A 22,564-nucleotide genomic window follows, 5' to 3' on the forward strand; every position below is an offset into this window, starting at 1 on the left:
TCCTCCTCATTTATTGTTGTTGTCTTAATTGTTGTAAGGTTTTTTGGAAAATAGCAGGAGGCTCAACGGTAAATAACATTTCTTCTCCTGTTAAAGGATGGGCTAGACCCAAGGTCTCTGCATGAAGAAATTGACCATGTCCCGACAAGGTTTTACGAGGTCCATACAAAGGATCACCTGCAACAGGATGACCAATATAGGCCATGTGAACTCGAATTTGATGGGTACGACCTGTTTCAAGCTGTAATTCCACTAAACTATAGTCCCCAAAACGTTCCAAAACGGTAAAACGCGTCACTGCTTCCTTACCTTTTGCAGTAACGGCCTGTTTTTTGCGATCTTTCTCACTGCGTCCAATAGGTGCTTCAATAAGCCCCCGATCATTTGGTAAATTTCCATGAACGATAGCAAGGTATTTCCTCAAAGATTTTTTAGCCTTTAATTCTTCTGCCAAGGCCTGATGAGCAACATCTGTTTTAGCCACCATTAAGAGACCAGAAGTATCCTTGTCAATCCGATGCACAATCCCCGGACGGACTACACCATTGATAGAAGACAAATCTTTAATATGGTACATCAAGGCATTTACCAGCGTTCCAGAAGGATGACCAGCGGAAGGATGAACCACCATTCCTTGAGGTTTATTAATAATGGCGAGGGCTTCATCTTCATAGATAACGTCCAAAGGAATATCCTGAGCTTGGTACTCTAATACTTCTTCTTTAGGGAGTTCAAAACAAATGACATCACCTGCCTGAACTGTATATTTTGCCTTTTTTTGCTGACCATTAACCCAAACAAGGCCTTGCTTAATTTGGTCATTGGCTTGACCACGTGACAGGGGGCTTAAATCAGCTAGAGCCTTGTCCAAGCGTTGCCCCGATGTTATCACATTAATTTCCATAATCCTCTTCTTTCCATAAACACACTACTAATAATATGACACCAACGGTAAGGTATGAATCTGCCACATTAAAAATGGCAAAATCCACAAAGTCTAAATGAACCATATCAATCACGTAAGCTAAGCGCAAACGATCAATAAAATTACCGATTCCACCAGAAACAATAAGTAAAAGAGCCAATTGTTTCCAAAATGTCATTTGAGGATGTTTAATAAGATAATAAATAGCATAACCAACCACTAAGACGGTTATCACAATAAAAAACCATTGTTGGTCTTGTAACATGGAAAAAGCTGCCCCATTGTTTTGCAAGTAAGTCAAACTAACCAAACCTGGAATAAAGGGCTTGACCTCCCCTAATGAGATATGAGAAACAATCCAAATCTTGCTCAATTGGTCTAAAGCAACTAGAAAAATGCCACTCAACAGAAAAAGTATTTTTTTCACAATAAGCCTTTCCTTCTTTCCTCAAAATAATCTTTTAAAATCGTCACAAAGGTGGCTCCAGCAACCGAAAGGTTTTTGTCTTTGCGTTTAACATAAATCATTCGATTATCAATATGATCGGCTAAAGGAATCACTTTAATCCCATTGACACTCCGTTGATCAAGAAAACCTGATCCTGTCGCAAAAGCATTGGTTCTCTCTAAAATACCGTTCAAGGTTGCCCTATCTGACACATTATAAATACGAGGACATTCACTAGTATCCACAAAATTTTCAGAATAATACAAGTACTCATCTTTTTCCTGAGTAAATCTTACCGCAGGTAATCCTTGAATATCTTTCAGATAGAGAGCTTCACGATTAGCCAATGGATGCGTTTTAGACAGGTAAATATGGGTAGTAAAGGGAATTAAAGAAATGTATTCCAAGCCTAGCTTATCCATGCGTTGAAAGAGACCCTTTTGATTATCTGCATTCAAGTAAATAATACCAATTTCACTATTTCCCTGCGCTACTTCGTCTAAAATTTGAATGGTTGTTGATTCAAAGATACGAAAGACACGATGACCATCGTATTGTTGTGAAAAGGCCGTAATCAGAGGTGGCAAGAAGTCATAATGTTGGCTAGCAATTGAAAATTCATTGTGATCCAAATCAGCTTGTGAAAAGTTTTTTTCAAAAGAATCAAAGCATTTGACTACTTCTAAAGCTTTCTCATAGAAAACTAGCCCTTGACTGGTCAATACTGTCCCTGAAGTGGTTCGATTAAAAATTTGAAACCCGAGTTCCGCTTCTAAATCTTTAACAGAAACTGATAGGCTCGGCTGACTAACAAACAATTTGGAGGCAGCTCCCCGAAAGGTTCCATTATTAGCGATGGCAACCACATAGCGTAACTGTTGAATATTCATTGCTTTCCTTCCTAAAACTATTATCCTTAATTATACCATAAAGCCAGTCATAACAACATCTTCTGATATTGTTTTATTATGTTAGCTTCTTGCAATCAGAACTACTGCCCTAAATAGGCAACTACAACCTTCAGTAGGATTGAAACAAACAATGAAAATCCAATAAAACCTGATTGTGAAACTATCCAAACAACAATGAATGTCTATACTCACGTCACAAAAGATTTAGAGAATAAAACAAGTTTACTTCCTACATTGGTTTTTAAAATACAGGTGTACCAAAACAAAAAAAGAGGCTCCCCGAAGAGTCGGAAAGCCTTATTTAATGCGATGTTAAACAATTATTTAGCTACTGGGTAAACTGATACTTGTTTTTTATCGCGCCCTTTACGTTCGAAACGTACAACACCTTCAACTTTAGCGAAAAGGGTGTCATCTCCACCACGGCCTACGTTTACACCTGGGTAGATATGAGTTCCACGTTGACGGTAAAGGATTGACCCACCTGAAACAGTTTGACCGTCAGCCGCTTTAGCACCAAGACGTTTAGCTTGTGAATCACGTCCGTTTGATGTAGAACCTCCACCTTTTTTGTGGGCGAAAAGTTGCAAGTTAGCAAGATTCATTTTTAACATAATGTTGTTTCCTCTCTTAAAATAAATTTAGATGACCTGCGTGTTGACAAATTTCGAAGAATCTTTTGCCAAACTGGTCATTCCTAGAAGAAAAGATTCAAATAATAGTTGAACTTTCTCCTGGTTGTCATGCGGTGGTATCGTAATAGCCATATACCCACCTTCAACCTCATTAAGATTTACTGCTGCTTGGCAATCTGCTAACACTTCAAGAGAATTAACAAAGTTAATAGCTAGAGTACTAACAGAAGCACAGACAATATCAAAGCCATGTTTACCACTACCAGCATGACCTGTCAGTGTAACACTGCTCAATTGACCATCTTTTTGGCGAGTAAAAATTGCTTTAATCATAAGCTAGTAAATTAAGCGTTGATTGCGTTGATGACAACTTTAGTGTAAGGTTGACGATGACCTTGTTTACGGTGGCTACCTTTTTTAGGTTTGTACTTGAATGTTACAACTTTCTTTTGTTTTCCTTGCTTTTCAACAGTTCCAACAACAGTAGCCCCTTCAACAACTGGAGTACCAACTACAGTTTTGTCACCACCGACAAGAACAACTTCGTTAAAAGTAACCTCTGCGCCAGCTTCAGCGTCAATTTTCTCAACGTAGATTGCTTGACCTACTTCAACTTTAACTTGTTTTCCACCAGTTTTGATGATTGCGTATGTGCTCATGATGCACCTCCTATATAATTTTTACTTGAGGTCTCCCTCTGTGAAGACTCGCCTGTAATCGTGAGACTTGGTCTACTTGAAAACGATTTTCGTGCGGTTGCACAGGATGTGCATTTAGTCAACGCTACTATTTTAGCACCATTATTATTTTTTATCAAGGAAAATTAGTCTTATTGATGAATTTTTTGAAAGCTAGCTCTTCTACTGTCTGATCTAAGACCTCCAGTTGAGATGAACCAAGTCTTTAATCTCTTGATAAGCAAGGGTTGCTTTTTCTTTGGTAGCATCGTCAATTTTATTATAGTATTTTCCACCTTTGATAAAATCTTCTAAAACCATGGTGCGATAGTTATAAAGTTCAAAACCTTCCTTGCCATAAATCCCTTTTGCCTTGGCTAAAACCATGGTTGGATGTGCTTTAACTGTTTTAATCGTTGTTTTTTTGCCCCTTTTCTCAAAGGTAAGATCCATTAGTAAACCACGCTCGGTCCAAATATCATCTAACGTTTCAAGACGTTGATTTGAAATGAAATTCCCCATGGAATAAATAATAAGTTTTTTCTCCTTACCTTTGACAATCGTCTCGGATGGTTCAATAACATGCGGATGGCCTCCTAGAACAACATCAGCTCCCCAATCAATCATTTTGTGATAAAGTTCTTTTTGCTCTGCTGTCGGTTCTAAGGCATATTCTGTTCCCATTTGTGGCATGACAATGGTCACATCAGCCTTCTTTTCAGCTAGCTGAAGTTCTTTTTTCATTTTAGCTTCATCTAAATCAGACATATGTTTGTCATACTCGTCCTTGCTAAGAGTGGCCTCCATGCCATTGTAACCATAAGAATAACCCAGTATCGCAATTTTGATACCATTGACATTTTTAATTAAGAAGGGTTCTTTTGAACGATCTTTATCATAAATGCCAATACTGTCTATGCCTAGTTGATGAAAAACCTTTTTGGTATTGAGGGCACCTTCCAATTGCGAATCTAAAATATGATTATGGGCTAAATCAACCACATCATAACCAGTCTTTTTGAGGGCACTTGCAATCTCTTCTGGAGCATTAAACAAGGGGTAGCCTGCTAAGGGATAGTCTGGGCTAATGGTCCCTTCATAATCTCCAATCGCTAAATCAGCCTTACTAATCCAGTCCTTGACATATTCAAAATAAGGATTAAAATCATAGGTATCATCAGCTTTTCTAGCACTCATGTAAAGAATATCATGAATCAAAATGTCACCATTAGCAACCACACGTGCTGTTTTGACTTTTTGCTGAGCAGATTTTTGAGTTGCTAGTTCATTTTTTTGAAATCCAAGTAGGTCATAAATTAAACCAAATAGCAAAAGTGCAGCGATAAGTGCAACAACTGTTGCCATTGTTTTTTTGTACTGAATATTTTTAATCAAGACACGCCCTCCTTTTTCTCTATTATAACATCTTGCCTCACAATTTTCCTCCTTCATTGCAGCAAAAAAGCCCTTATAAAGGCTTTTCAATAGTATCACTACTAACTGCTAAAAGGTTCACACTTGACCTTTTCTTTTAGAGTAAGGCATCTATGAGGTTTTCAACTTCATCATTAACCACTTCAGGTGTGATTTCTGTTACGATAATTCCTGACACAGCACGCTGGACAAGACCATCAATGTCAAAGCGTTCTTCATATTTTTCAACGTTGCTTAGTTTAGGGTTAGTTTTAGGACGATCTGGTGCAAAAATAGTACAGCAATCTTCAAAAGGCTGAATAGAAATATCAAACGTATCAATCGCCTGAGCCATCTCGATAATTTCAAGTTTATCCATTGTCACGACTGGTCTAATAATTGGGGTTGACGTTACTGCATTAATCGCCTGCATGCTTTCAAGGGTTTGGCTGGCGACCTGTCCAAGGCTTTCACCGTTAACAATAACAAGACCCTTACGTTGCTCACGAATAGCATCTGTAATCCGCATCATAAAACGGCGGGTCAAGGTCATGAGGTAAGCCTCTGGAGCTTTATTCTTAATCTCTTCTTGAATTTCCGTAAAGGGAACCTCAATAAATTGGATATTTCCACCAAAACGGGTTAAGCGGCGAGTGAGGTCTTGGGCCTTTGCCAAGGCACCTGGACTGGTGTAAGGAGGACTAGCAAAATGCACTGCTTCAATATCAAGACCACGTTTAAGAGCCAAGTATCCAGCCACTGGTGAATCAATCCCACCTGATAACATTAACATTCCCTTGCCTGAAGTACCTACTGGCAGTCCACCAGCTCCCTTAATCTCTTCATAAGAAATGTAGGCCGCTTCATCACGAATTTCAACTTTGAGGGTCACATCAGGACGCTTCATTTGAGCTTGGATATTTGGGAGAACCTCAAAAACAGCTCCGCCGAGAAGACTGTTAAGCTCACGACTATCCAATTCAAACTGATGATCACTGCGCTTGCTGGCAATTTTAAAGGTCAAGCCTTCATGATACAGAGAGGTCATAATCTCTTGAACAGCCGTTACCAAGAGAGGGACACTTTTTTCAATTTTATAAACTGGAGACAGGGCTTGAATACCAAATACTAGTTTTAAAGCTTCTACAACAGGCTGATAATCTGTGCCATTTAGATACACATGGGTCCTATCACGATCTGAACGGACAGTAATAGCTGGGAAAGGAGCTAATACGTCCTGAATATTATTTTTAAGCTTATTAATGAATCGCATGCGATTCTTCCCTTTAGTTGATAGTTCACCATGGCGAACCATAATTTCTGAATAGTTCATCTTACCTAACTTTCTGTGTTTTATCATAAATCTGTTTGAATATTGTTAAAAATTGCTCTACTTGGCCCATGTCGTTATCATCATCTAGACTAATACGGACGGCTGTCTGGGCAGCTTTCACAGGAACTCCCATAGCCACTAGGCTTCCTGCTGGATTGCCTGCCTTGGACGAACATGCACTTGTGGTTGAAATATAAATCTCGTGCTTTTCAAAGGCATGGACAATTACTTCTCCTCGCACTCCTCTAATCCCAAAGGTCAAAATATTTGGAGCAAAGCCTTCTTGACCTGAAAATATTGTCACATCTGGATAAGCTGACAAAGCTTTGTAAATCACATCTCGCATCGCTATTAGTTTAGGCAAGACTTTTACTTGTTTTTCAGTGACTATTCTTAATGCTTTGGCCATACTAGCAATCCCTGCAACATTTTCAGTAGTTGAACGCAACTCTTGTTCTTGACCGCCACCTGTCAAGAGAGGATTGAGCCGCTTGCCTGCTTTTTTATAAAGGAAACCAACACCACGAACACCATGAAATTTGTGTCCTGAAAAAGAAGCCAGATCCACACGATTGGTCATATAGTCACTGACTGATATTTTACCAATGGCTTGAACAGCATCAACGTGGAAGGTAATGGTTGGTTGGTTGGCCAATAAGTGTGAAATGGCTTTAATAGGTTGAATAGCTCCCATTTCATTATTGACAGCCATGATTGAGATTAAAATGGTGTCTGGTCTAATCAGCGTAGCTAAAGCATCCACATCAACAACTCCCTGTGCTGTCACTGGTGCACAAGAAACTTCAAATCCTTGTGTGCGAAGCCATTTGGCACTTTCACTCACGGCAGGATGTTCAATAGCCGAAATAATAATATGCTTTCCAAAAGTAGCTTTTTCAAAAGCAATCCCCTTAATAGCCCAATTATCACTTTCTGTTCCACCAGAGGTGAAAAAGATTTCCTCTGGCTTGACACTCAGTAAGTCAGCAATTTGCTTGCGAGACGCTTCTAAAATACGAAACGCATTTGTCCCCAACTGGTGCAAACTTGAGGGGTTGCCATATATTTTTGTTGCTACTTCTTGGTAAGTTTTAAGAACCTCTCCATAAGGTATGGTTGTGGCTGCATTATCAAAATAAATCATGTGTCACCTTCATTTTTACTCAATACTTTATTGTATCACAAAATGATTAAAATGAAATCAAGAATATTCGTATTACAGGAAGCCTATAGGACGTCCTTGTCCTAGACATAAGGTAAACCGTTGACTTCACTTTTTTTCTAGATTATACTGATAGATGAAGCGTTAAGAAAGAGATAGACTTCTGTTTCCTCTTTCTTAACCCTAGCATTACGATGATTTAGAGGAGAGAAATATGTCATCACGTTATTCCCGTCAACAAAAACCTCGTAAATCAGGAGGTGTCTCCACCCAACATATTAAAACAGGTTTTACAGCTTTTCAAAAATCCATTGCGCTTATTGGTAGTATTTTGAGTATCATCGTGGCAAGCATTACCATTACAAGAGCACTGCAGCCAGTACCAGATAAGACCTCTAATGATACACCTAAAGAATCAAGTAATACCATTGTTAAGATTATTGAAAAAGAGTCTTCTCAAGGTAATCAAAGCCATACAGGCACCTCAGAAACCATAGATGATAATAAGACAACTCTTCCATCATCTTCTACTAGCACACCCTCTCACAACGAGGCAAATCCTACTACGCCTGAGACACCATCAGCCACTGAAGGAACGCAACTTCCTAATGGAACTGGAGATGCTAATACTGGTCTTCCTACCAACCCTTAAAAGCACTGTTAGAAGGACAAGAAATAGTGATGACTACCTATGATAGCATTTCCTGGATTCATACCTTTAAGGCTAATGGTCGCAAGACCGATTTGGCCAGAATGGCTTGGTTACTTGAAGCATTAGGTCGGCCACAAGACAAATTCCCTGCTATTCACGTTGTTGGAACTAACGGCAAGGGCTCTGTGACAGCCTACTTACAGCATATCCTGTCAACTTCTGGTTATCAGGTCGGAACCTTTACATCTCCTTTTATCGTTTCTTTTCACGATCGGATTTGCCTTAATGGTCAACCCATTTCAGATCAAGACTTGGCGCAATGTGTGAGCGTGATTAGACCTGTTCTCACTAAAATGTCCCTTGAAACAAATTGGGATCGACCTACTGAGTTTGAGTTGGTAACGCTCATGATGTTTTACTACTTTGCCAATCTTAGACCTGTTGATATTGCCATTATTGAGGCAGGGATTGGAGGGAAGACCGACGCAACCAATGTTTTTCATGCTCTGGCCGTCGTATGCCCTTCCATTAGTTTTGACCACCAAGAACGTTTAGGTTATACGTTAGCTGATATTGCTCAACAAAAAGCTGGTGTTATCAAGGCTAAAGAACCCGTTATTATCGGTCAACTTGAGCAGGAGGCTAGTCAAGTCTTTCAGCAAGTCACCCAAAAATCCGGTTCACACCTCTACCAATTAGGAAAAGATTTTTTGCTAAATCCTTCAGGAAAGACATTTTCTTTTCAACACGATAATCTGACCTTAACCAAACTCCGACTCAAACTATTAGGTCGGCATCAAACAGCAAATGCCTGCCTTGCTATTATGACTGCCCAATTATTAACCAAAACCTTTCCAAATATTTCTCCCAAAAGCATTCAAAGAGGGATTGAGGCAACAACTTGGCCTGGGCGGTCCGAATTTATCCGACCTAATCTTCTATTAGATGGCGCCCATAATCCAGATTCCATTGCCAAATTAAAGTGTCTATTGCAGGAAGAATTTCCCAACCGCCATATCCATATTCTCTTTGCCGGTCTCAAGCGTAAGCCCTTGGCCGACTTGCTGGCACAACTAGAACCTTTTGATATTTCTGTAACTACTTTTGATTTTCCAGAAGCAAACCCTCTTAACAACTATCCTAACAAGTATCACCGTGTTAACGATTTTGCCAAGTGGTTACAAGTCTCTTTGACATCTGAAGATCTCTTTGTGGTCACAGGCTCCCTTTACTTTATTTCAGAAGTAAGACAATTTTGCCTAAGTAAAGAGAGTCTCTTCAAAACATCTCCTATCACTAACTAAGAAAAAACGATACTCATAGCTTGGAAGGTTTTCCTCAAAACTGCTAGTATCGTTTTTTTTTGCTTTTCTATTTTTTAGCGCATGGTTACAAATTCTTCTGAGCCAGTTGGGTGAATAGCAACGGTGTTATCAAAATCTGCCTTGGTTGCTCCCATTTTGATGGCTACTGCAAAGCCCTGAATCATTTCGTCAACTCCATATCCAATCCCGTGAAGACCAACAATTTTTTCGGTATCCCCGACCGTTACCAACTTCATCAGACAAGGTTGGCGATGATTAGTGACAGCAGTAAACATAGACGTAAAACGTGATTGATAGGTTTTAACCGCTTCTTGGCCATACTTTTTGACTGCTGCTTCTTCAGATAAGCCAACAGAGCCAATAACAGGATGACTAAAAATTACAGTAGCAACATTTTGGTAGTCCAATTTCTCATCTGTTTTGCCATTGAAAAGACGCTCTGATAGGCGGCGTCCAGCTGCCACAGCAACTGGGGTTAAAGCCAGTTTCCCATTAACATCTCCCACGGCATAAATGCCTTTGACAGACGTGTTTTCATAGGCGTCTGTCTCAATATAGCCTTTATCATTTAACATCACACCAGTTTTATCAAGACCAAAGCCTTCTAAATTAGGCTTACGACCAATCGCCCAAATGAGCTGGTCAACCTCAACTTCTTTGCCATCTTGGAGATATAGGGTTAAAGAGCTATCCTCGTTTTGAACCACTTTTTTGACTTCTGAATAAGGGTGTAAGCGAGGACCACTAACTGCCATTTCCTCAAGTAAAAGATCCACAATGGCCTTGTCAAAACTTCTTAAAGGTCGATCGTAACGGATAAATAAATCTGTCTTTGAGCCCAAGGCTTGTAACACACCTGCCAGTTCGACAGCAATGTAACCTGCCCCAACCACAGCTGTGCGTTTTGGTACCTCATCCAAGGCAAAAAAGCCATCCGAGCTGATGCCATATTCTGCCCCTTCAATATCTGGAAAAACAGGATGACCTCCTGTGGCAATCAAAATATGCGGTGCAGTATAAAGCTGCCCTGCAATTTCGACCGTATGAGCATCTCTGAAAACAGCATAATCGTAAATACGGTCAACACCATTCTGCTCAAATCCTCGCTCATAAGAAGCATGAATTCGCTCAATATAAGCTTGGCGATTTGCCTTTAATCGTTTAAAATCAAATGTTTTCTCCTTAAGGTCAAAGCCATAGTCCTCAGCGTAAGTCCCTAAAATGTCAGCCACTTGAGCGCCGTACCACATGACTTTTTTAGGAACACAGCCTAAATTAACACAAGTGCCACCAATCTCTTTTCCTTCAGCTAATAATACTTTAGCGCCGTACATAGCTGCCCTGTTAGCAGAAGCAATTCCTGCACTCCCTCCGCCAATGACAATATAATCATAAGGAATAACCATTTTTATCACCTTTTACTTTCTAATACTGATATTTTAACATAACCAGTTAGAAGGCAACTTCTCCTTCATTAAAACCACTACCGGCCTACTTATTCTGGTCACTTTATTTGACTATATCACAAATCAGAAAGGGACTCAACTTTCTGATACAAAGAAAATAAACACTAAAAAACAGATTCTGACAAGCTGCCAGCAATCTGTTTTTTCTATCTTAATTGGCTTATTTGACCAAATCTTTCAAAGGTGCAAATACGATACGTTCAATATCACTCATATAAACAGACAAGGCCTGTTGTGCTTCAAAATAAGCTTTTAACTGGGCATTGTCTTCAATCTTTTGGCTAAGTTCTTGAATACTGGATTGTTCTTCAGCTGTTGGCATTTGACCACTTTGCATCATTCCTTGAATCTTTTCTTGCATCGCAACAAACTCGTCAAATAGCTGGCTAGCGACAGCATCTGCTTTAATTGTCTCTTTCACTTCTAAAACTTTTTGGTATTCTGGCAGAGCACGAACTGCTCTTTCAAGTTGATTAGCATAGTCGTAAATTTCTTGTGACATGACAGTCTCCTTTTGTTCATTAATACCTGTATCATACCATAAAAGCCAGTATCTCGCTATCTAAAATTGCTTGACATAGGCACAATAGTCTGTAAAAGCTTGTTGTAAATCAAGCATGGTATCAGAAGAGAAGGTATCTAAAATCTCTTGGGCCAGCACCGTCGCTACCACATTTTCCATAATGACACCAGCAGCTGGTAGAGCTGTCGGATCAGACCGCTCTACTGTAGCCTTATAAGGTTCATGACTATCAATATCGACTGACATTAGAGGTTTGTACAGGGTTGGAATAGGCTTCATGACCCCTTTAATCATAAGGGGCTGCCCATTTGTCATTCCTCCCTCAAAACCACCTAAGTGGTTTGTCTGACGGCCATAACCCTGAACAGAGTCCCAGATGATTTCATCCATAACCTGAGATCCCTTTTGGAATCCCATATCAAAGCCAACCCCAAATTCAACTCCTTTAAAGGCATTAATGGATAGAACTGCTTGCGCTAACTTAGCATCTAATTTTCTGTCCCATTGGACATAGGAACCAAGTCCCGCTGGCACCCCTTGCACTATTGTTTCAATAATACCACCGATAGTATCTCCTTCTTTTTTGATGGCATCAATATGGGCTTTGATTTCTTCTTCTTGATAAGGGTTGATGATAGACAAGTCCGAATGGCGTGCTGTTTCCCGCATTTCCGCCAGAGACATCCCCTCAGGACTAGAAATAGCAATCCCTCCAAATACCAAAATATGGTTGAACATCTCAACACCTAACTCAGCCAATAAGCGCTTCGCGATAGCTCCTACAGCCACTCGCATGGTTGTTTCTCTGGCAGAGGAACGCTCCAAAGCATTTCTTAAATCGTCAAAATGGTACTTGATGCCCCCAACCAAATCTGCATGCCCTGGTCTAGGGTGTTTAACGCGCCGCTTGCCTTTTAAACCAGCCTCAACAGCCTCAACAGCCATAACATCCATCCATTTTTGATGATCCTTATTAATTACCGTTAAGGTAATAGGTGCCCCTGTTGTTTTGCCATGACGAACTCCTGAGGATATTTGAACCCGATCAGTCTCAATAGACATTCTGGCACCTCGGCCATAGCCTCCCTGACGTCGCTGTAACTCGTGATCAATATCCGCCGGACAGAGACTTAATCCTGCTGGTATGCCTTCAATAATAGCTGTTAAGGAGGGGCCATGAGATTCCCCTGCTGTCAAATAGCGCATCCTAATCTCCTTTAACTTCGTCTTTTTCTCCATGTAAAGGAAAAACATTACTCCTCGTTGTTTAAGGGAATAATGTTTTGGTCTTCTCTTTCATTAATGGGAAGTATCTGCTTCTAATACTTCAATCACACGTTTCATATCACTAAGGGTAATCTGACCGGGTGCACTAGCTTGATCAAGTGAAACAAAAGTCCAAGAAGACCCAACCACATCCCCTGCTAAACGTGATAACCTACCAAGCTTTCCCATAGACATGGTCGCAAATTCTTGTTCAGGATTGAGCGTCTTAAAACCTCTGGTATAGTTCATCAAATCTAGAACATCTTGTTTGCTCTGGGGCATCACAGCGATTTTAACCACTCGCGGTGCCAACTTGGTCATTTCGGAGAAGGCTTCCATTAAATTTTCAGGAGTCTCCTCAAAATTATGATAAGACAAGACAAGATTTGGAAAATCAAGCATTTCATGGAAGACGGTCTTATGACTGAAATATTCAAAATCAATATAGTCAGGATTATAAATGGCATTGATTTCTTTGATTAAATCAACATATTCCTGATCCGAAAGGGTAATATGTCCCCCTTCTTGGTCTGTGCGAAGGGTAAAGATAATTTCTCTGCCAGCAAATTTTTCAAAAATAGCTGGCGCTACTGAGACAATGTCTTCCTTAGGAAGAAAGTCCGCTCGCCATTCAATTAAATTGACGTCTTCATACTTGGAAACATCAATGGCTTGAGCCTCGTCAAAATTTCTTGGCATGACTGGTGCTACAATTCTCATTCTCGTACCTTTATAGTAAATACCTTTAAATAATTACTTCTTTCATCTGCTTTATTAATAGTAAAGTCACTCGGAAGCTGCTGGAGAGTCATAGACTCAGGACGACGACTTCCAAATCCCTTGATAATTTGCTTTTTGAACTGGCTAACAGTCATATTAGCAGCATTTGTTGAAGCGATAATAGTTCCCTTAGGATTCAATATGTCCAAGGCCTCTGTGATTAATTTGTGGTAATCCTTGCTCACAGAGAAGGTTTGTTTTTTATTTCTAGCAAAGCTGGGTGGGTCAATCACAATCACATCAAAGGTTAACTTTTTCCGCTTAGCGTATTTGAAGTATTCAAAAACATCCATCACCACAAAATGATGTGAGGCTAAGTCTAGCCGGTTCTGCTCGAAATGAGCTAGCGACAATTCCCTTGAGCGTTTAGCCAAGTCCACAGAAGTGGTTTCGATGGCACCACCTATAGCAGCAGCCACAGAAAAGGCAGCTGTATAGGAAAACATGTTTAGAAGGGACTTGCCCAAAGCTAAACCATCTACTAGCGCTCTTCTAACATCATGTTGGTCTAGGAAAATACCTGTCATTAAACCATCATTCAAGAAAACTTGATAGGCCACACCATTTTCCAAAATCGAAAAAGTTTCTTGTGCCTGCTCACCATACAAATGAGCGGATTCAACAGCTGGGCCTTTAAATCGACACTTTTCATAGGCTCCTTTGACCTCAGGAAAAACCTGTTGAAAGGCCTCCATAATCATTTCTTTTTTGTCATAGACAAAAGCATTGTACCATGAAAAGAGTGCAAAATCTTTATAAAGGTCAACCGTTACCCCTCCAAAATCATCCCCTTCTTGATTAAAAAGGCGATAAGCATTGGTCATATCTGACTGAGCAAAATCATGTCTTTTAGCCTTGGCAACTGTGAATAAGTTGACAAAATAAGGCACAGATAAAGTGACCACGTCAGGTCCTAGATACCAACCAATCCCTTTATTTTGCTTAGAAATATAAGCGGTTCCAATGAAACGATTGGATTTGGTTATCAGTTGAACCAATTGATTCTTTTCCTTTATACCAGGAAAATCTCTTTCATCTAATAATTGTACCCCTGCTGTTAACTTCTTTGCGACAAAAGAATCAATATAGAGTTTATCCATAGTTTTTATTATAACAAAATCTGATAAAAAATCCTACTAAATTTAAACTTATGACAAGCATTAGGCTCATATTTTTGATATAATTTAGTTTGAGATTTTATTTGGAGATTATATCTTTAGGAAAAAATGATAAGGAAGTTCCTACTGTGAAGACATTTAAACCATTTATCATAGGCTTTATCAATACAAGATTAGGATTTATTATTACACTACTCGTCTGCTATTGGCTAAAGACCCTATGGGCATATCATACAGACTTTTCGCTAGATTTGGGAAACTTATACCAGATCTTTCTAACTATTATCAACCCAATCCCATTAGCATTACTACTATTGGGATTTGCCCTTTATATTAAGAATACACGAGTCTTCTACATCAGCTCTTGGGTTGTTTATATTATCCTCAACCTGCTCTTAATCTCAAATGCTATTTATTACCGAGAATTTTCAGATTTTATCACGGTTAGTGCCATGCTAGCTAGTAGTAAGGTTTCAGCTGGTTTAGGAGACTCTGCCTTAAACCTTCTACGTATTTGGGACATTGTCTACATTCTTGATTTTATTATTTTGATTAGCATGACTATCACTAAAAAGATCAAAAAAGACTATCGTCCTTTTAATAAGCGTGCAGCTTTTGCTGTCACAGCCCTTTCTAGCTTGCTCCTTTCGGTTAACCTCTTTTTAGCAGAAATTGATCGACCCGAACTACTAACACGTGGCTTTTCAAACACTTATATCGTGAGAGCCTTGGGCTTACCTGCCTTTACATTATACAGTGGTAATCAAACCTATCAAGCTCAAAAAGAACGAAATGGAGCTACTGCAGAAGAATTGGTTGATGTTAAATCATACGTTAAAGAACATTATGCCGCTCCTGATCCTCAATATTTTGGAATTGGAAAAGGTAAAAATGTTATTGTTATCCACTTGGAAAGTTTCCAACAATTCCTTATCGACTACAAATTAAAAGATGGCGATAAAGAATACGAAGTTACACCCTTCATCAACTCTCTCTACCACTCTAAGTCTACATTAGCCTTTTCAAACTTCTTCCACCAAGTCAAGGCAGGAAAAACATCCGACGCCGAAACCATGATGGAAAATTCTCTATTTGGCTTAAATAGCGGCTCGTTCATGGTTAACTATGGAGGAGAAAACACACAATTTGCTACTCCTGGTATTCTTGCTCAAAATGGAGGATACACCAGTGCTGTATTCCACGGGAACGTCGGAACCTTCTGGAACCGTAACAATGCTTACAAACAGTGGGGATACAATTACTTCTTTGATTCTAGCTACTTCTCAAAACAAACTGATAAAAACTCTTTCCAATATGGGTTAAATGATAAGTATATGTTTAAGGATTCCATTAAGTACCTTGAGCAAATGCAACAGCCTTTCTATACCAAATTTATTACCGTAAGTAATCACTACCCTTATACCAGTCTAAAAGGCGAAAGCAATGAAGAAGGTTTCCCATTAGCTAAAACAGATGACGAAACCATCAATGGCTATTTTGCTACGGCTAATTACTTAGATTCCGCCTTAAAATCCTTTTTTGATTATTTGAAGGCAACTGGCCTATATGACAACTCTATCTTTGTTTTATATGGCGACCATTATGGTATTTCCAATTCTCGTAATGCTAGCCTTGCACCTCTTCTTGATAAAGATTCTGAGACCTGGTCAGAATACGACAATGCTATGCTGCAGCGCGTTCCTTACATGGTTCATATCCCAGGTTATACGAATGGTGGTATTAAGGAAACCTTCGGAGGCGAAATTGATGCCCTACCTACCTTGCTGCACATCCTCGGTATTGATACTAGCAACCTTGTGCAACTTGGTCAAGACTTGTTATCACCACAAAACAGCCAGATTGTGGCTCAACGTACATCGGGCACCTATATGACACCAGAGTACACCAATTATAGTGGTCGCCTTTACAACACTCAAACAGGGTTAGAAATTACGAATCCTGATGAGATGACTATGGCTAAAACAAAAGAAATCCGTGCTGCTGTTGCTCGACAGTTAGCAGCCAGTGACGCTGTCCAAACAGGTGATCTCTTGCGCTTCGATACGGATAACGGTTTAAAAGTGATTGATCCTAATCAATTTATTTACACCAAACAACTAAAACAGATGAAAGATATTTCAGCTAAACTTGACTCTCATTCAACCAGTTTATATAGTAAAAACGGTAATAAATCAACACAAAAACTCTTTAAAGCACCTTCTTATTTGGAACTTAACCCTAAGGAAGCTGAAAAGACAGAGACCGCGACCCCTTCTGAGCCAAAAGAAGAGGAAGGTAAAAACAAACACTAAAAATCTCAACCATCTAGTCAGAGGCAGGATTATGTTTCCGGCCTCTTTTTGTTTGCCTAAGACCTTATTTTAACTACACATGCCGTCCAAAGTCACTACAATTTAGTCCTTCACCCAATGTGATGTCCGTCCAGTACCACGAATCACTATCTCCTTCCAGTAACTTCATTGAGCTACCTCCTTATGCTCCTACTAGAGAACAAACTTTTGAGAAACTCATTCAGTCAGCATCAATCGTTATCTGTCTCTTTCTTATCAACGTTAAAAGTACAAAAAAGGAGAGAACCTATACGTTCATCTCCTTTAGCTGTGTTTTGATTATTTGCCAAGTTTTGCTTTAGCTGCATCAGCAAGAGCTGTGAAAGCTGCTGCATCATTAACTGCTAAATCAGCAAGCATTTTACGGTTTACTTCGATTTCAGCAAGTTTCAAACCATGCATCAATTGTGAGTATGATAAACCGTTCATACGCGCAGCCGCGTTGATACGAGTGATCCATAATTTACGGAAATCACGTTTTTTCTGACGACGGTCACGGTATGCATAGTAGTAAGAGTTCATCACTTGCTCTTTTGCAGTACGGAACAAGATGTGTTTTGCTCCATAGTAACCTTTAGCTAATTTTAAAATACGTTTACGACGTTTGCGTGAAACAACGCCACCTTTAACACGTGCCATTAATAGTTCTCCTTCAAATAATTCTTATAATGCTAGTAAATGTCTACAAAACCTAATCTTAAAGGCCAGTAACCATTGCTTTGATACGTTTGAAATCTCCTGAGCTTACCAAACCAGCTTTACGAAGATGACGACGTTGTTTTTTAGTTTTTCCATGGAAACGGTGTGATGTGAAGGCACGGAAGCGTTTCAAACCGCCTGAACCTGTACGTTTAAAACGTTTAGCTGATGCGCGGTGTGTTTTTTGTTTTGGCATTTTAGTATTCTCCTCTTAAGATATAATGAAACTATGACAATTACTTCTTGTCTGAAATGGGTGCAAGTTGCATAAACATTTGGCGTCCATCCATTTTTGCTCGTTGCTCAATGATAGCAATATCTTGAGTCGCTTCAGCAAAGTCAGCTAGTACCTTGGCACCAATCTCTTTATGAGTAATCATACGTCCTTTGAAACGAATAGAAACCTTGACTTTATTCCCTTTTTCAAGGAACTTACGACCATTACGAAGTTTTGTTTCAAAGTCACCTTTATCGATAACTGGACTGAGACGAACTTCTTTTATAGTCACAACGCTTTGTTTTTTGCGTTGTTCTTTCTGTTTCTTTTGATACTCAAATTTGAACTTTCCATAGTCCATAAGTTTGGCAACAGGAGGAACAGCTTGTGGCTGGATTAAAACCAAGTCAACATTTGAAGCATCAGCCAATGATTGCGCTTCAGATAGTGGTTTAATACCTAATTGTTCACCTTCAAGACCAACTAGACGAACTTCGCGAACGCGAATTTCATCATTAATGAATAGATCCTTTTTAGCTATGATCTTCACCTCTTTATTTTTTTAGAGAAAAACGAAAGCGGACTTGATAAATCAAGCCCGCACACATAATATTCCAAAGGAATTTGACATGTTAGGGCCAGACAACCTAAGTCGCAAGGCGAGAAGCTCTCACTTCTGCTTTTCTCATTGTTACTATTCTAACATAGGCTCTAGGCCAAGTCAACCATTTTTTCTGCTTTTTCTTGGATAAATTGAACAACGCCCTCAATAGAGACACCAGTTGTGTCAAAAACAAGAGCATCTTCAGCTGCTTTTAAAGGTGAAACTTTGCGATGACTATCCTTGTAATCACGAGCTGCTATCTCTTCTTTTAGCGTCTCAAAATCCGTTTCAATCCCTTTTTCTAGATTTTCCTTATAACGGCGCTCTGCCCGCTCTTCCACAGAAGCCACTAAAAAGATTTTTAGTTCCGCATCTGGGAGAACAACTGTTCCGATGTCACGCCCATCCATGATAATGCCTCCTTCTTGGGCAATTCGTCTTTGTTGTTGAACCAATTCCTCTCGAATTTCTGGTAAGGCTGACACCCATGAGACATTGTTGGTGACATCATTTTGTCTAATGGCTAAGCTCACATCCTCATTACCAAGGTAGACCAACTGTGAGCCATCTGCTGCCTTGTGAAAAGAAATAGGATGCTTAGCCAATTCTTCTAAAATAAGCGGGACTTGTTTATCCGAGTAACCATGTGTTAATGCGATATAAGTTGCTGAGCGATACATGGCACCAGTGTCTAAATAAGTGTAGCCAAGATTTTTTGCAATAATCTTGGCTACTGTACTTTTTCCACTTGAAGCTGGTCCATCAATCGCAATTTTAATTGCTTTCATTTTTTCCTCTTCCATTATTTAATAATCACTTGATCTCCTGGATTGGCATACCAATACCCTTGCGTCATGTGATCCGGATTAAGTGCTTGTAACTGTTCCACAGAAATACCCGCACGTGCTGCAATAGAGGCTGCTCCCTCTCCTGCCAATACAGTAATGGTTTCACTAGCCACCTCTGTTGAGGCAGGTGGCTCTTCGCTAGAAGCTGTTGTTTCCTTAGTTGTTGAACTACTTGGTGTCTTCTTAGTACTAGATGCTTTTTTAACCTTTTTATGTGTTGAAGCTCCATAAAAACCAGTTATTTCAGCCTGTTTATCGCTACCACTGTTTGATGTATAGAAGAAAATAAAGAGTATCGCAACAATGACGACAAAGAAAATACTTAACAAAGCTGTTAACCAAGGTGTGCTAATGAGAGCGCTTCTTGATTGACGTGTTCTTGTTTCTTTGTTGTCATCGACAATTTTTTCTTCCCATGGTTCTTTGGCCATGATCTTCCCCCTTGTTAAATTAACAAAATCATATTAGAATAATACTTATGAAAGTATCTATTATTCCAGAAAAATGTATTGCTTGCGGCCTGTGCCAGACCTATTCATCTCTCTTTGATTATCATGACGACGGTATCGTCACATTTTCAAACTCACTTGAAACAAGTCAAACCATTGATCCTTCTGACAAGGATACCATTTTAGCTGTCAAAACTTGCCCAACCAAAGCCCTTACCCTCGAGTAAGGGCTTTTTTATCATATTGGTAAGCTTCAAAATAGTCTAGCTTAATCAAGTTATCCATCAAAACAACCTCTCCCTTAAAATAAGGATTGACAGCTAAGGCATCAAGAAAATATTTCTTAGGCCATTTGCGCATGTAAAAGAGGTAACTTTTTTCCCCAACATATAGAGAAAGAGTTGATTTGGTAACTTCTACCTTACTAATGTTTTCAATCATTAACTTGTGAGGCCCAAATAATTTGAAGGAGACAATCCTCAAAACACCATTATTTTCGATAATAAAATAGCGATGCAGACCAATACCGACCAAGACAGCAAAAATAGCAAATAAGATAAAGACACGACTTGGTATTTCTGTGCGTTCATATAATAAGGACAATCCTATGAAAATAGGTGCAAATGCAATGGACCAGTAGATAATGGACCAAGACAATTCTGGCTGCCAGTGATACCTTATTTTACCAAAAATTTTAATCATTTTTTGTCAGTCACCTCTACTAAATTCTAGCTCTTTATAGTGATTAAGGCTTGCGCACAATACCAAGAATCACATCAACAGCCTGCTCCATTGTCTGAAGGCTGACAAACTCAAAACGACCATGCATATTTTCACCACCAGCAAAAATGTTGGGGGTTGGAATACCCATAAATGAAATTTTAGAGCCGTCTGTCCCACCACGAATAGGTTCGATAACAGGTTTAATGTAAAGCTCTTCCATTACTTCTTTTGCTAAATTAACAGGTGTCATGTCTTTTTCAATGACTTTTTTCATGTTGTAATACTGATCAGTAAGAGTAATCAGAACACGCTCTGTGCCCAATTGGCTATTCATGGTTTGAGCTAACTCTCTGACCTTTTCTTTTCTGGCTTCAAATGATGCTTCCTCAAAATCACGAATAATATAAGACGCGTGAGCCTCTTCAACCGTTCCAGTCAATCCCATCAAGTGATAGAAACCTTGATAACCATCTGTTTTTTCAGGTCGGTCTTCCTCTGGTAACTGACTATGAAAATCTATGGCTAATTGAAGAGCATTAATCATCTGATCTTTAGCTGTTCCAGGATGAACATTTCTTCCTAAGAAAGTCACTTCCAAACTTGCAGCACTAAAGGTTTCGTATTGCAGTTCACCAAGAGGCCCACCATCGATCGTATAGGCAAAATCCACATCAAAGTCCGTAACGTCAAACTTGTCAGCCCCTACTCCAATTTCTTCGTCAGGACCAAAAGCAACCTTGATGTCACAATGGTCTATCTGCGGATGTGAGGTTAAGAATTCGATCGCCGTCATGATTTCAGCGATACCAGACTTGTCATCTGCTCCTAAAAGCGTTGTGCCATCTGTTGTAATCACTGTTTGACCGATGTAATTGTTAAGATTTGGAAACTCTTCGGGAATTAAAGCATAACCAGAATTTCCTAAAGGAATGTTCCCACCTTGATAATTGTCAATGACTTGTGGGCTAACATTTTCAGCATTAAAATCAGCTGTATCTATGTGGGCGATAAACCCGATTTTACGCGTCAAGGCTGGATTGTTGGCAGGCAGAGTTCCAATAAGGTAACCGTTAGCTGGATTATAATGAACATCTTGTAAACCAACGGCTTCCATTTCGGGCTTTAAAAGAGTTAATGCAAATGCTGTTTGACTTTCAGTACTAGGAATAGTCTCACTGTCTGGATTGCTTCTTGTATTAACTTTGACATATTTAATAAATCGATCTAACAAATTCTCATACTTCATAGGTCACCTCAATAATTTCTCAATTTAATTATAGCATAAAAGGCTTTAAAAAACTTATTCAAGCTAAGTTTTTTAAAGCCTTAGTTGATTAAACTAAAAATTGATAATAATAAGAAAAAAATACCTGAAACAATTCCTCGTACTAGCTTTTCTTGATAGACACTGGAATGAACCACAACAGATTTTTTCGAATTAGACATGTAGCCAAGTTCCAGCAAAACTGCTGGAGCCGTCGCTTCTCTAAGGACAGATATTCCTAAGCACACCATTGTTCTTGGATTTGGGTTGTTGCAACTTGAATCGTCTGCGCTAAATAAACTCCCCTTGACAAACAGTCTGAATTATTGTGATAAGCTGCATTGACATGTGCTGGGTAACCCCTATCATATTCATAATAATAAGTTTCAACCCCATTAATATTGCTGTTAATAGATGTCTTAATAAAATGAATACTAACAAAATATCGGATAGACCCTTATTAGCTTTGATTGACCTGTCTAATGGGCTAACAACATTATCTCATTTATGTGTGCTAACCACCTGATAACCAGTCATTTCTAACTTAGTTTTAGCGCATTCTTGCATCACTAAATGCAAAGCCTTCTTCTGTTTGATGATACTAAACAACTCTAGGATCTGTCCACCATGATCTACATCCAACTAAATCATGTGATTCAGCACTTTATAATTCCCTGCGATACGGAGGTTCCTATTGGATTCTTGATTTTATCAACCAAAAGAATTTCAATAGCTTTAGATTGACCAGCAGTTCCCGCTATACGGCTATCATAAA

General features: G+C 39.3%; 26 protein-coding genes and 2 other annotated features. Of the genes, 4 read left to right on the forward strand and 22 right to left on the reverse strand.

Annotation, left to right across the window (positions count from 1 at the left end; translation table 11 throughout):
* Positions 1–10 precede the first annotated feature (10 nt).
* From EL097_RS09200 to EL097_RS09240, 9 genes are all read right to left on the reverse strand, one after another.
* Entirely contained in the window at positions 11–904 is an 894-nt protein-coding gene (locus EL097_RS09200) for an RluA family pseudouridine synthase (protein ID WP_093998538.1), read from the reverse strand.
* Complete coding sequence (gene lspA / locus EL097_RS09205) at positions 894–1,352, reverse strand: signal peptidase II (RefSeq protein ID WP_003048062.1); 459 nt, start codon at positions 1,350–1,352, stop codon at positions 894–896. The genes EL097_RS09200 and lspA overlap by 11 nt, the downstream gene beginning before the upstream one ends.
* A complete protein-coding gene (locus EL097_RS09210) occupies positions 1,349–2,263 on the reverse strand; it encodes a LysR family transcriptional regulator (protein WP_129545024.1) in 915 nt (304 codons plus the stop codon). Before EL097_RS09210 ends, lspA begins: the two co-directional genes overlap by 4 nt.
* Before the next feature lie 341 nt (positions 2,264–2,604).
* A complete protein-coding gene (gene rpmA / locus EL097_RS09215) occupies positions 2,605–2,898 on the reverse strand; it encodes a 50S ribosomal protein L27 (RefSeq protein WP_002985110.1) in 294 nt (97 codons plus the stop codon).
* A 27-nt stretch (positions 2,899–2,925) separates the two neighbouring features.
* Complete coding sequence (locus EL097_RS09220) at positions 2,926–3,252, reverse strand: ribosomal-processing cysteine protease Prp (protein ID WP_003048058.1); 327 nt, start codon at positions 3,250–3,252, stop codon at positions 2,926–2,928.
* A gap of 11 nt (positions 3,253–3,263) precedes the next feature.
* The gene (gene rplU / locus EL097_RS09225) at positions 3,264–3,578 is read right to left on the reverse strand and encodes a 50S ribosomal protein L21 (RefSeq protein ID WP_002985116.1); all 315 of its coding nucleotides are present in this window, start codon (positions 3,576–3,578) and stop codon (positions 3,264–3,266) included.
* Positions 3,579–3,612: 34 nt separating this feature from the next.
* Positions 3,613–3,687, reverse strand: a sequence feature (ribosomal protein L21 leader region).
* A gap of 104 nt (positions 3,688–3,791) precedes the next feature.
* Positions 3,792–4,991, reverse strand: a complete 1,200-nt coding sequence (locus EL097_RS09230; protein ID WP_003048056.1) for a CapA family protein — start codon at positions 4,989–4,991, stop codon at positions 3,792–3,794.
* A 136-nt stretch (positions 4,992–5,127) separates the two neighbouring features.
* On the reverse strand, positions 5,128–6,342 hold the full coding sequence (gene thiI / locus EL097_RS09235; RefSeq protein ID WP_003048054.1) for a tRNA uracil 4-sulfurtransferase ThiI: 1,215 nt from the start codon (positions 6,340–6,342) through the stop codon (positions 5,128–5,130).
* A gap of 1 nt (position 6,343) precedes the next feature.
* Positions 6,344–7,486: a cysteine desulfurase family protein gene (locus tag EL097_RS09240; RefSeq protein WP_003048052.1), complete on the reverse strand. Its 1,143-nt coding sequence runs from the start codon at positions 7,484–7,486 to the stop codon at positions 6,344–6,346.
* A 232-nt stretch (positions 7,487–7,718) separates the two neighbouring features.
* Between EL097_RS09240 and EL097_RS09245 the strand changes: the two genes are divergently transcribed.
* Positions 7,719–8,156 (forward strand): DUF6556 family protein, encoded by a 438-nt coding sequence (locus EL097_RS09245; protein WP_003048050.1) that lies wholly within the window; start codon positions 7,719–7,721, stop codon positions 8,154–8,156.
* A 29-nt stretch (positions 8,157–8,185) separates the two neighbouring features.
* Positions 8,186–9,460 (forward strand): folylpolyglutamate synthase/dihydrofolate synthase family protein, encoded by a 1,275-nt coding sequence (locus EL097_RS09250; RefSeq protein WP_003048048.1) that lies wholly within the window; start codon positions 8,186–8,188, stop codon positions 9,458–9,460.
* Between the two features lie 74 nt (positions 9,461–9,534).
* On the opposite strand, the gene gorA is transcribed toward EL097_RS09250, so the two are convergent.
* The 5 genes from gorA to EL097_RS09275 form a co-directional block, all read right to left on the reverse strand.
* Positions 9,535–10,887, reverse strand: coding sequence for a glutathione-disulfide reductase (gene gorA / locus EL097_RS09255; RefSeq protein ID WP_003048046.1), 1,353 nt, complete (start codon positions 10,885–10,887; stop codon positions 9,535–9,537).
* Between the two features lie 220 nt (positions 10,888–11,107).
* Entirely contained in the window at positions 11,108–11,449 is a 342-nt protein-coding gene (locus EL097_RS09260) for a YlbF/YmcA family competence regulator (RefSeq protein WP_003048044.1), read from the reverse strand.
* A gap of 60 nt (positions 11,450–11,509) precedes the next feature.
* Positions 11,510–12,676 (reverse strand): chorismate synthase, encoded by a 1,167-nt coding sequence (gene aroC, locus EL097_RS09265; RefSeq protein ID WP_003048042.1) that lies wholly within the window; start codon positions 12,674–12,676, stop codon positions 11,510–11,512.
* A gap of 93 nt (positions 12,677–12,769) precedes the next feature.
* Entirely contained in the window at positions 12,770–13,456 is a 687-nt protein-coding gene (gene aroD / locus EL097_RS09270) for a type I 3-dehydroquinate dehydratase (protein ID WP_003048041.1), read from the reverse strand.
* Positions 13,453–14,616, reverse strand: coding sequence for a class I SAM-dependent rRNA methyltransferase (locus EL097_RS09275; protein ID WP_003048038.1), 1,164 nt, complete (start codon positions 14,614–14,616; stop codon positions 13,453–13,455). Before EL097_RS09275 ends, aroD begins: the two co-directional genes overlap by 4 nt.
* 146 nt (positions 14,617–14,762) lie before the next feature.
* Between EL097_RS09275 and EL097_RS09285 the strand changes: the two genes are divergently transcribed.
* The gene (locus tag EL097_RS09285) at positions 14,763–16,946 is read left to right on the forward strand and encodes an LTA synthase family protein (protein WP_003048037.1); all 2,184 of its coding nucleotides are present in this window, start codon (positions 14,763–14,765) and stop codon (positions 16,944–16,946) included.
* A gap of 318 nt (positions 16,947–17,264) precedes the next feature.
* On the opposite strand, the gene rplT is transcribed toward EL097_RS09285, so the two are convergent.
* The 5 genes from rplT to EL097_RS09310 form a co-directional block, all read right to left on the reverse strand.
* The gene (rplT, locus tag EL097_RS09290; RefSeq protein ID WP_000124834.1) at positions 17,265–17,624 is read right to left on the reverse strand and encodes a 50S ribosomal protein L20; all 360 of its coding nucleotides are present in this window, start codon (positions 17,622–17,624) and stop codon (positions 17,265–17,267) included.
* 58 nt (positions 17,625–17,682) lie between these two features.
* Positions 17,683–17,880 (reverse strand): 50S ribosomal protein L35, encoded by a 198-nt coding sequence (rpmI, locus tag EL097_RS09295; protein WP_002985151.1) that lies wholly within the window; start codon positions 17,878–17,880, stop codon positions 17,683–17,685.
* Between the two features lie 40 nt (positions 17,881–17,920).
* A complete protein-coding gene (gene infC / locus EL097_RS09300) occupies positions 17,921–18,451 on the reverse strand; it encodes a translation initiation factor IF-3 (RefSeq protein ID WP_003048033.1) in 531 nt (176 codons plus the stop codon).
* A gap of 14 nt (positions 18,452–18,465) precedes the next feature.
* Positions 18,466–18,589, reverse strand: a sequence feature (ribosomal protein L20 leader region).
* Positions 18,590–18,612: 23 nt separating this feature from the next.
* Positions 18,613–19,293 (reverse strand): (d)CMP kinase, encoded by a 681-nt coding sequence (cmk, locus tag EL097_RS09305; RefSeq protein ID WP_003048031.1) that lies wholly within the window; start codon positions 19,291–19,293, stop codon positions 18,613–18,615.
* Positions 19,294–19,307: 14 nt separating this feature from the next.
* Positions 19,308–19,784, reverse strand: coding sequence for an SAG1386/EF1546 family surface-associated protein (locus EL097_RS09310; protein ID WP_003048028.1), 477 nt, complete (start codon positions 19,782–19,784; stop codon positions 19,308–19,310).
* Positions 19,785–19,831: 47 nt separating this feature from the next.
* On the opposite strand from EL097_RS09310, the gene EL097_RS09315 reads away from it, so the two are divergent.
* On the forward strand, positions 19,832–20,029 hold the full coding sequence (locus EL097_RS09315; protein ID WP_003048025.1) for a ferredoxin: 198 nt from the start codon (positions 19,832–19,834) through the stop codon (positions 20,027–20,029).
* Here the strand turns inward: EL097_RS09315 and EL097_RS09320 are convergent.
* The 3 genes from EL097_RS09320 to EL097_RS11260 all read right to left on the reverse strand — a co-directional run bounded on the left by EL097_RS09320 (position 20,016) and on the right by EL097_RS11260 (position 22,040).
* Positions 20,016–20,504, reverse strand: coding sequence for an EbsA family protein (locus tag EL097_RS09320; protein ID WP_003048023.1), 489 nt, complete (start codon positions 20,502–20,504; stop codon positions 20,016–20,018). The genes EL097_RS09315 and EL097_RS09320 overlap by 14 nt on opposite strands.
* A 43-nt stretch (positions 20,505–20,547) precedes the next feature.
* Positions 20,548–21,771 (reverse strand): peptidase T, encoded by a 1,224-nt coding sequence (gene pepT / locus EL097_RS09325; RefSeq protein WP_003048022.1) that lies wholly within the window; start codon positions 21,769–21,771, stop codon positions 20,548–20,550.
* An 80-nt stretch (positions 21,772–21,851) separates the two neighbouring features.
* Complete coding sequence (locus EL097_RS11260) at positions 21,852–22,040, reverse strand: N-acetylmuramoyl-L-alanine amidase (RefSeq protein WP_081587264.1); 189 nt, start codon at positions 22,038–22,040, stop codon at positions 21,852–21,854.
* Between the last annotated feature and the right edge of the window lie 524 nt (positions 22,041–22,564).

Source organism: Streptococcus canis (assembly GCF_900636575.1).
Classification (GTDB): Bacteria; Bacillota; Bacilli; order Lactobacillales; family Streptococcaceae; genus Streptococcus; species Streptococcus canis.

What these genes read in the sequence shown, in the direction of transcription:
- rpmA (WP_002985110.1), bottom strand. Translation starts at nt 2,898, where the DNA reads ATGTTAAAAATGAATCTTGCTAACTTGCAACTTTTCGCCCACAAAAAA.
- rpmI (WP_002985151.1), bottom strand. Translation starts at nt 17,880, where the DNA reads ATGCCAAAACAAAAAACACACCGCGCATCAGCTAAACGTTTTAAACGT.
- EL097_RS09250 (WP_003048048.1), top strand. Translation starts at nt 8,186, where the DNA reads ATGACTACCTATGATAGCATTTCCTGGATTCATACCTTTAAGGCTAAT.
- EL097_RS09275 (WP_003048038.1), bottom strand. Translation starts at nt 14,616, where the DNA reads ATGGATAAACTCTATATTGATTCTTTTGTCGCAAAGAAGTTAACAGCA.
- aroD (WP_003048041.1), bottom strand. Translation starts at nt 13,456, where the DNA reads ATGAGAATTGTAGCACCAGTCATGCCAAGAAATTTTGACGAGGCTCAA.
- pepT (WP_003048022.1), bottom strand. Translation starts at nt 21,771, where the DNA reads ATGAAGTATGAGAATTTGTTAGATCGATTTATTAAATATGTCAAAGTT.
- EL097_RS09210 (WP_129545024.1), bottom strand. Translation starts at nt 2,263, where the DNA reads ATGAATATTCAACAGTTACGCTATGTGGTTGCCATCGCTAATAATGGA.
- cmk (WP_003048031.1), bottom strand. Translation starts at nt 19,293, where the DNA reads ATGAAAGCAATTAAAATTGCGATTGATGGACCAGCTTCAAGTGGAAAA.
- EL097_RS09260 (WP_003048044.1), bottom strand. Translation starts at nt 11,449, where the DNA reads ATGTCACAAGAAATTTACGACTATGCTAATCAACTTGAAAGAGCAGTT.
- thiI (WP_003048054.1), bottom strand. Translation starts at nt 6,342, where the DNA reads ATGAACTATTCAGAAATTATGGTTCGCCATGGTGAACTATCAACTAAA.
- rplU (WP_002985116.1), bottom strand. Translation starts at nt 3,578, where the DNA reads ATGAGCACATACGCAATCATCAAAACTGGTGGAAAACAAGTTAAAGTT.
- EL097_RS09240 (WP_003048052.1), bottom strand. Translation starts at nt 7,486, where the DNA reads ATGATTTATTTTGATAATGCAGCCACAACCATACCTTATGGAGAGGTT.
- EL097_RS09310 (WP_003048028.1), bottom strand. Translation starts at nt 19,784, where the DNA reads ATGGCCAAAGAACCATGGGAAGAAAAAATTGTCGATGACAACAAAGAA.
- EL097_RS11260 (WP_081587264.1), bottom strand. Translation starts at nt 22,040, where the DNA reads ATGGTGTGCTTAGGAATATCTGTCCTTAGAGAAGCGACGGCTCCAGCA.
- EL097_RS09245 (WP_003048050.1), top strand. Translation starts at nt 7,719, where the DNA reads ATGTCATCACGTTATTCCCGTCAACAAAAACCTCGTAAATCAGGAGGT.
- rplT (WP_000124834.1), bottom strand. Translation starts at nt 17,624, where the DNA reads ATGGCACGTGTTAAAGGTGGCGTTGTTTCACGCAAACGTCGTAAACGT.
- gorA (WP_003048046.1), bottom strand. Translation starts at nt 10,887, where the DNA reads ATGGTTATTCCTTATGATTATATTGTCATTGGCGGAGGGAGTGCAGGA.
- EL097_RS09220 (WP_003048058.1), bottom strand. Translation starts at nt 3,252, where the DNA reads ATGATTAAAGCAATTTTTACTCGCCAAAAAGATGGTCAATTGAGCAGT.
- EL097_RS09320 (WP_003048023.1), bottom strand. Translation starts at nt 20,504, where the DNA reads ATGATTAAAATTTTTGGTAAAATAAGGTATCACTGGCAGCCAGAATTG.
- EL097_RS09200 (WP_093998538.1), bottom strand. Translation starts at nt 904, where the DNA reads ATGGAAATTAATGTGATAACATCGGGGCAACGCTTGGACAAGGCTCTA.
- aroC (WP_003048042.1), bottom strand. Translation starts at nt 12,676, where the DNA reads ATGCGCTATTTGACAGCAGGGGAATCTCATGGCCCCTCCTTAACAGCT.
- EL097_RS09315 (WP_003048025.1), top strand. Translation starts at nt 19,832, where the DNA reads ATGAAAGTATCTATTATTCCAGAAAAATGTATTGCTTGCGGCCTGTGC.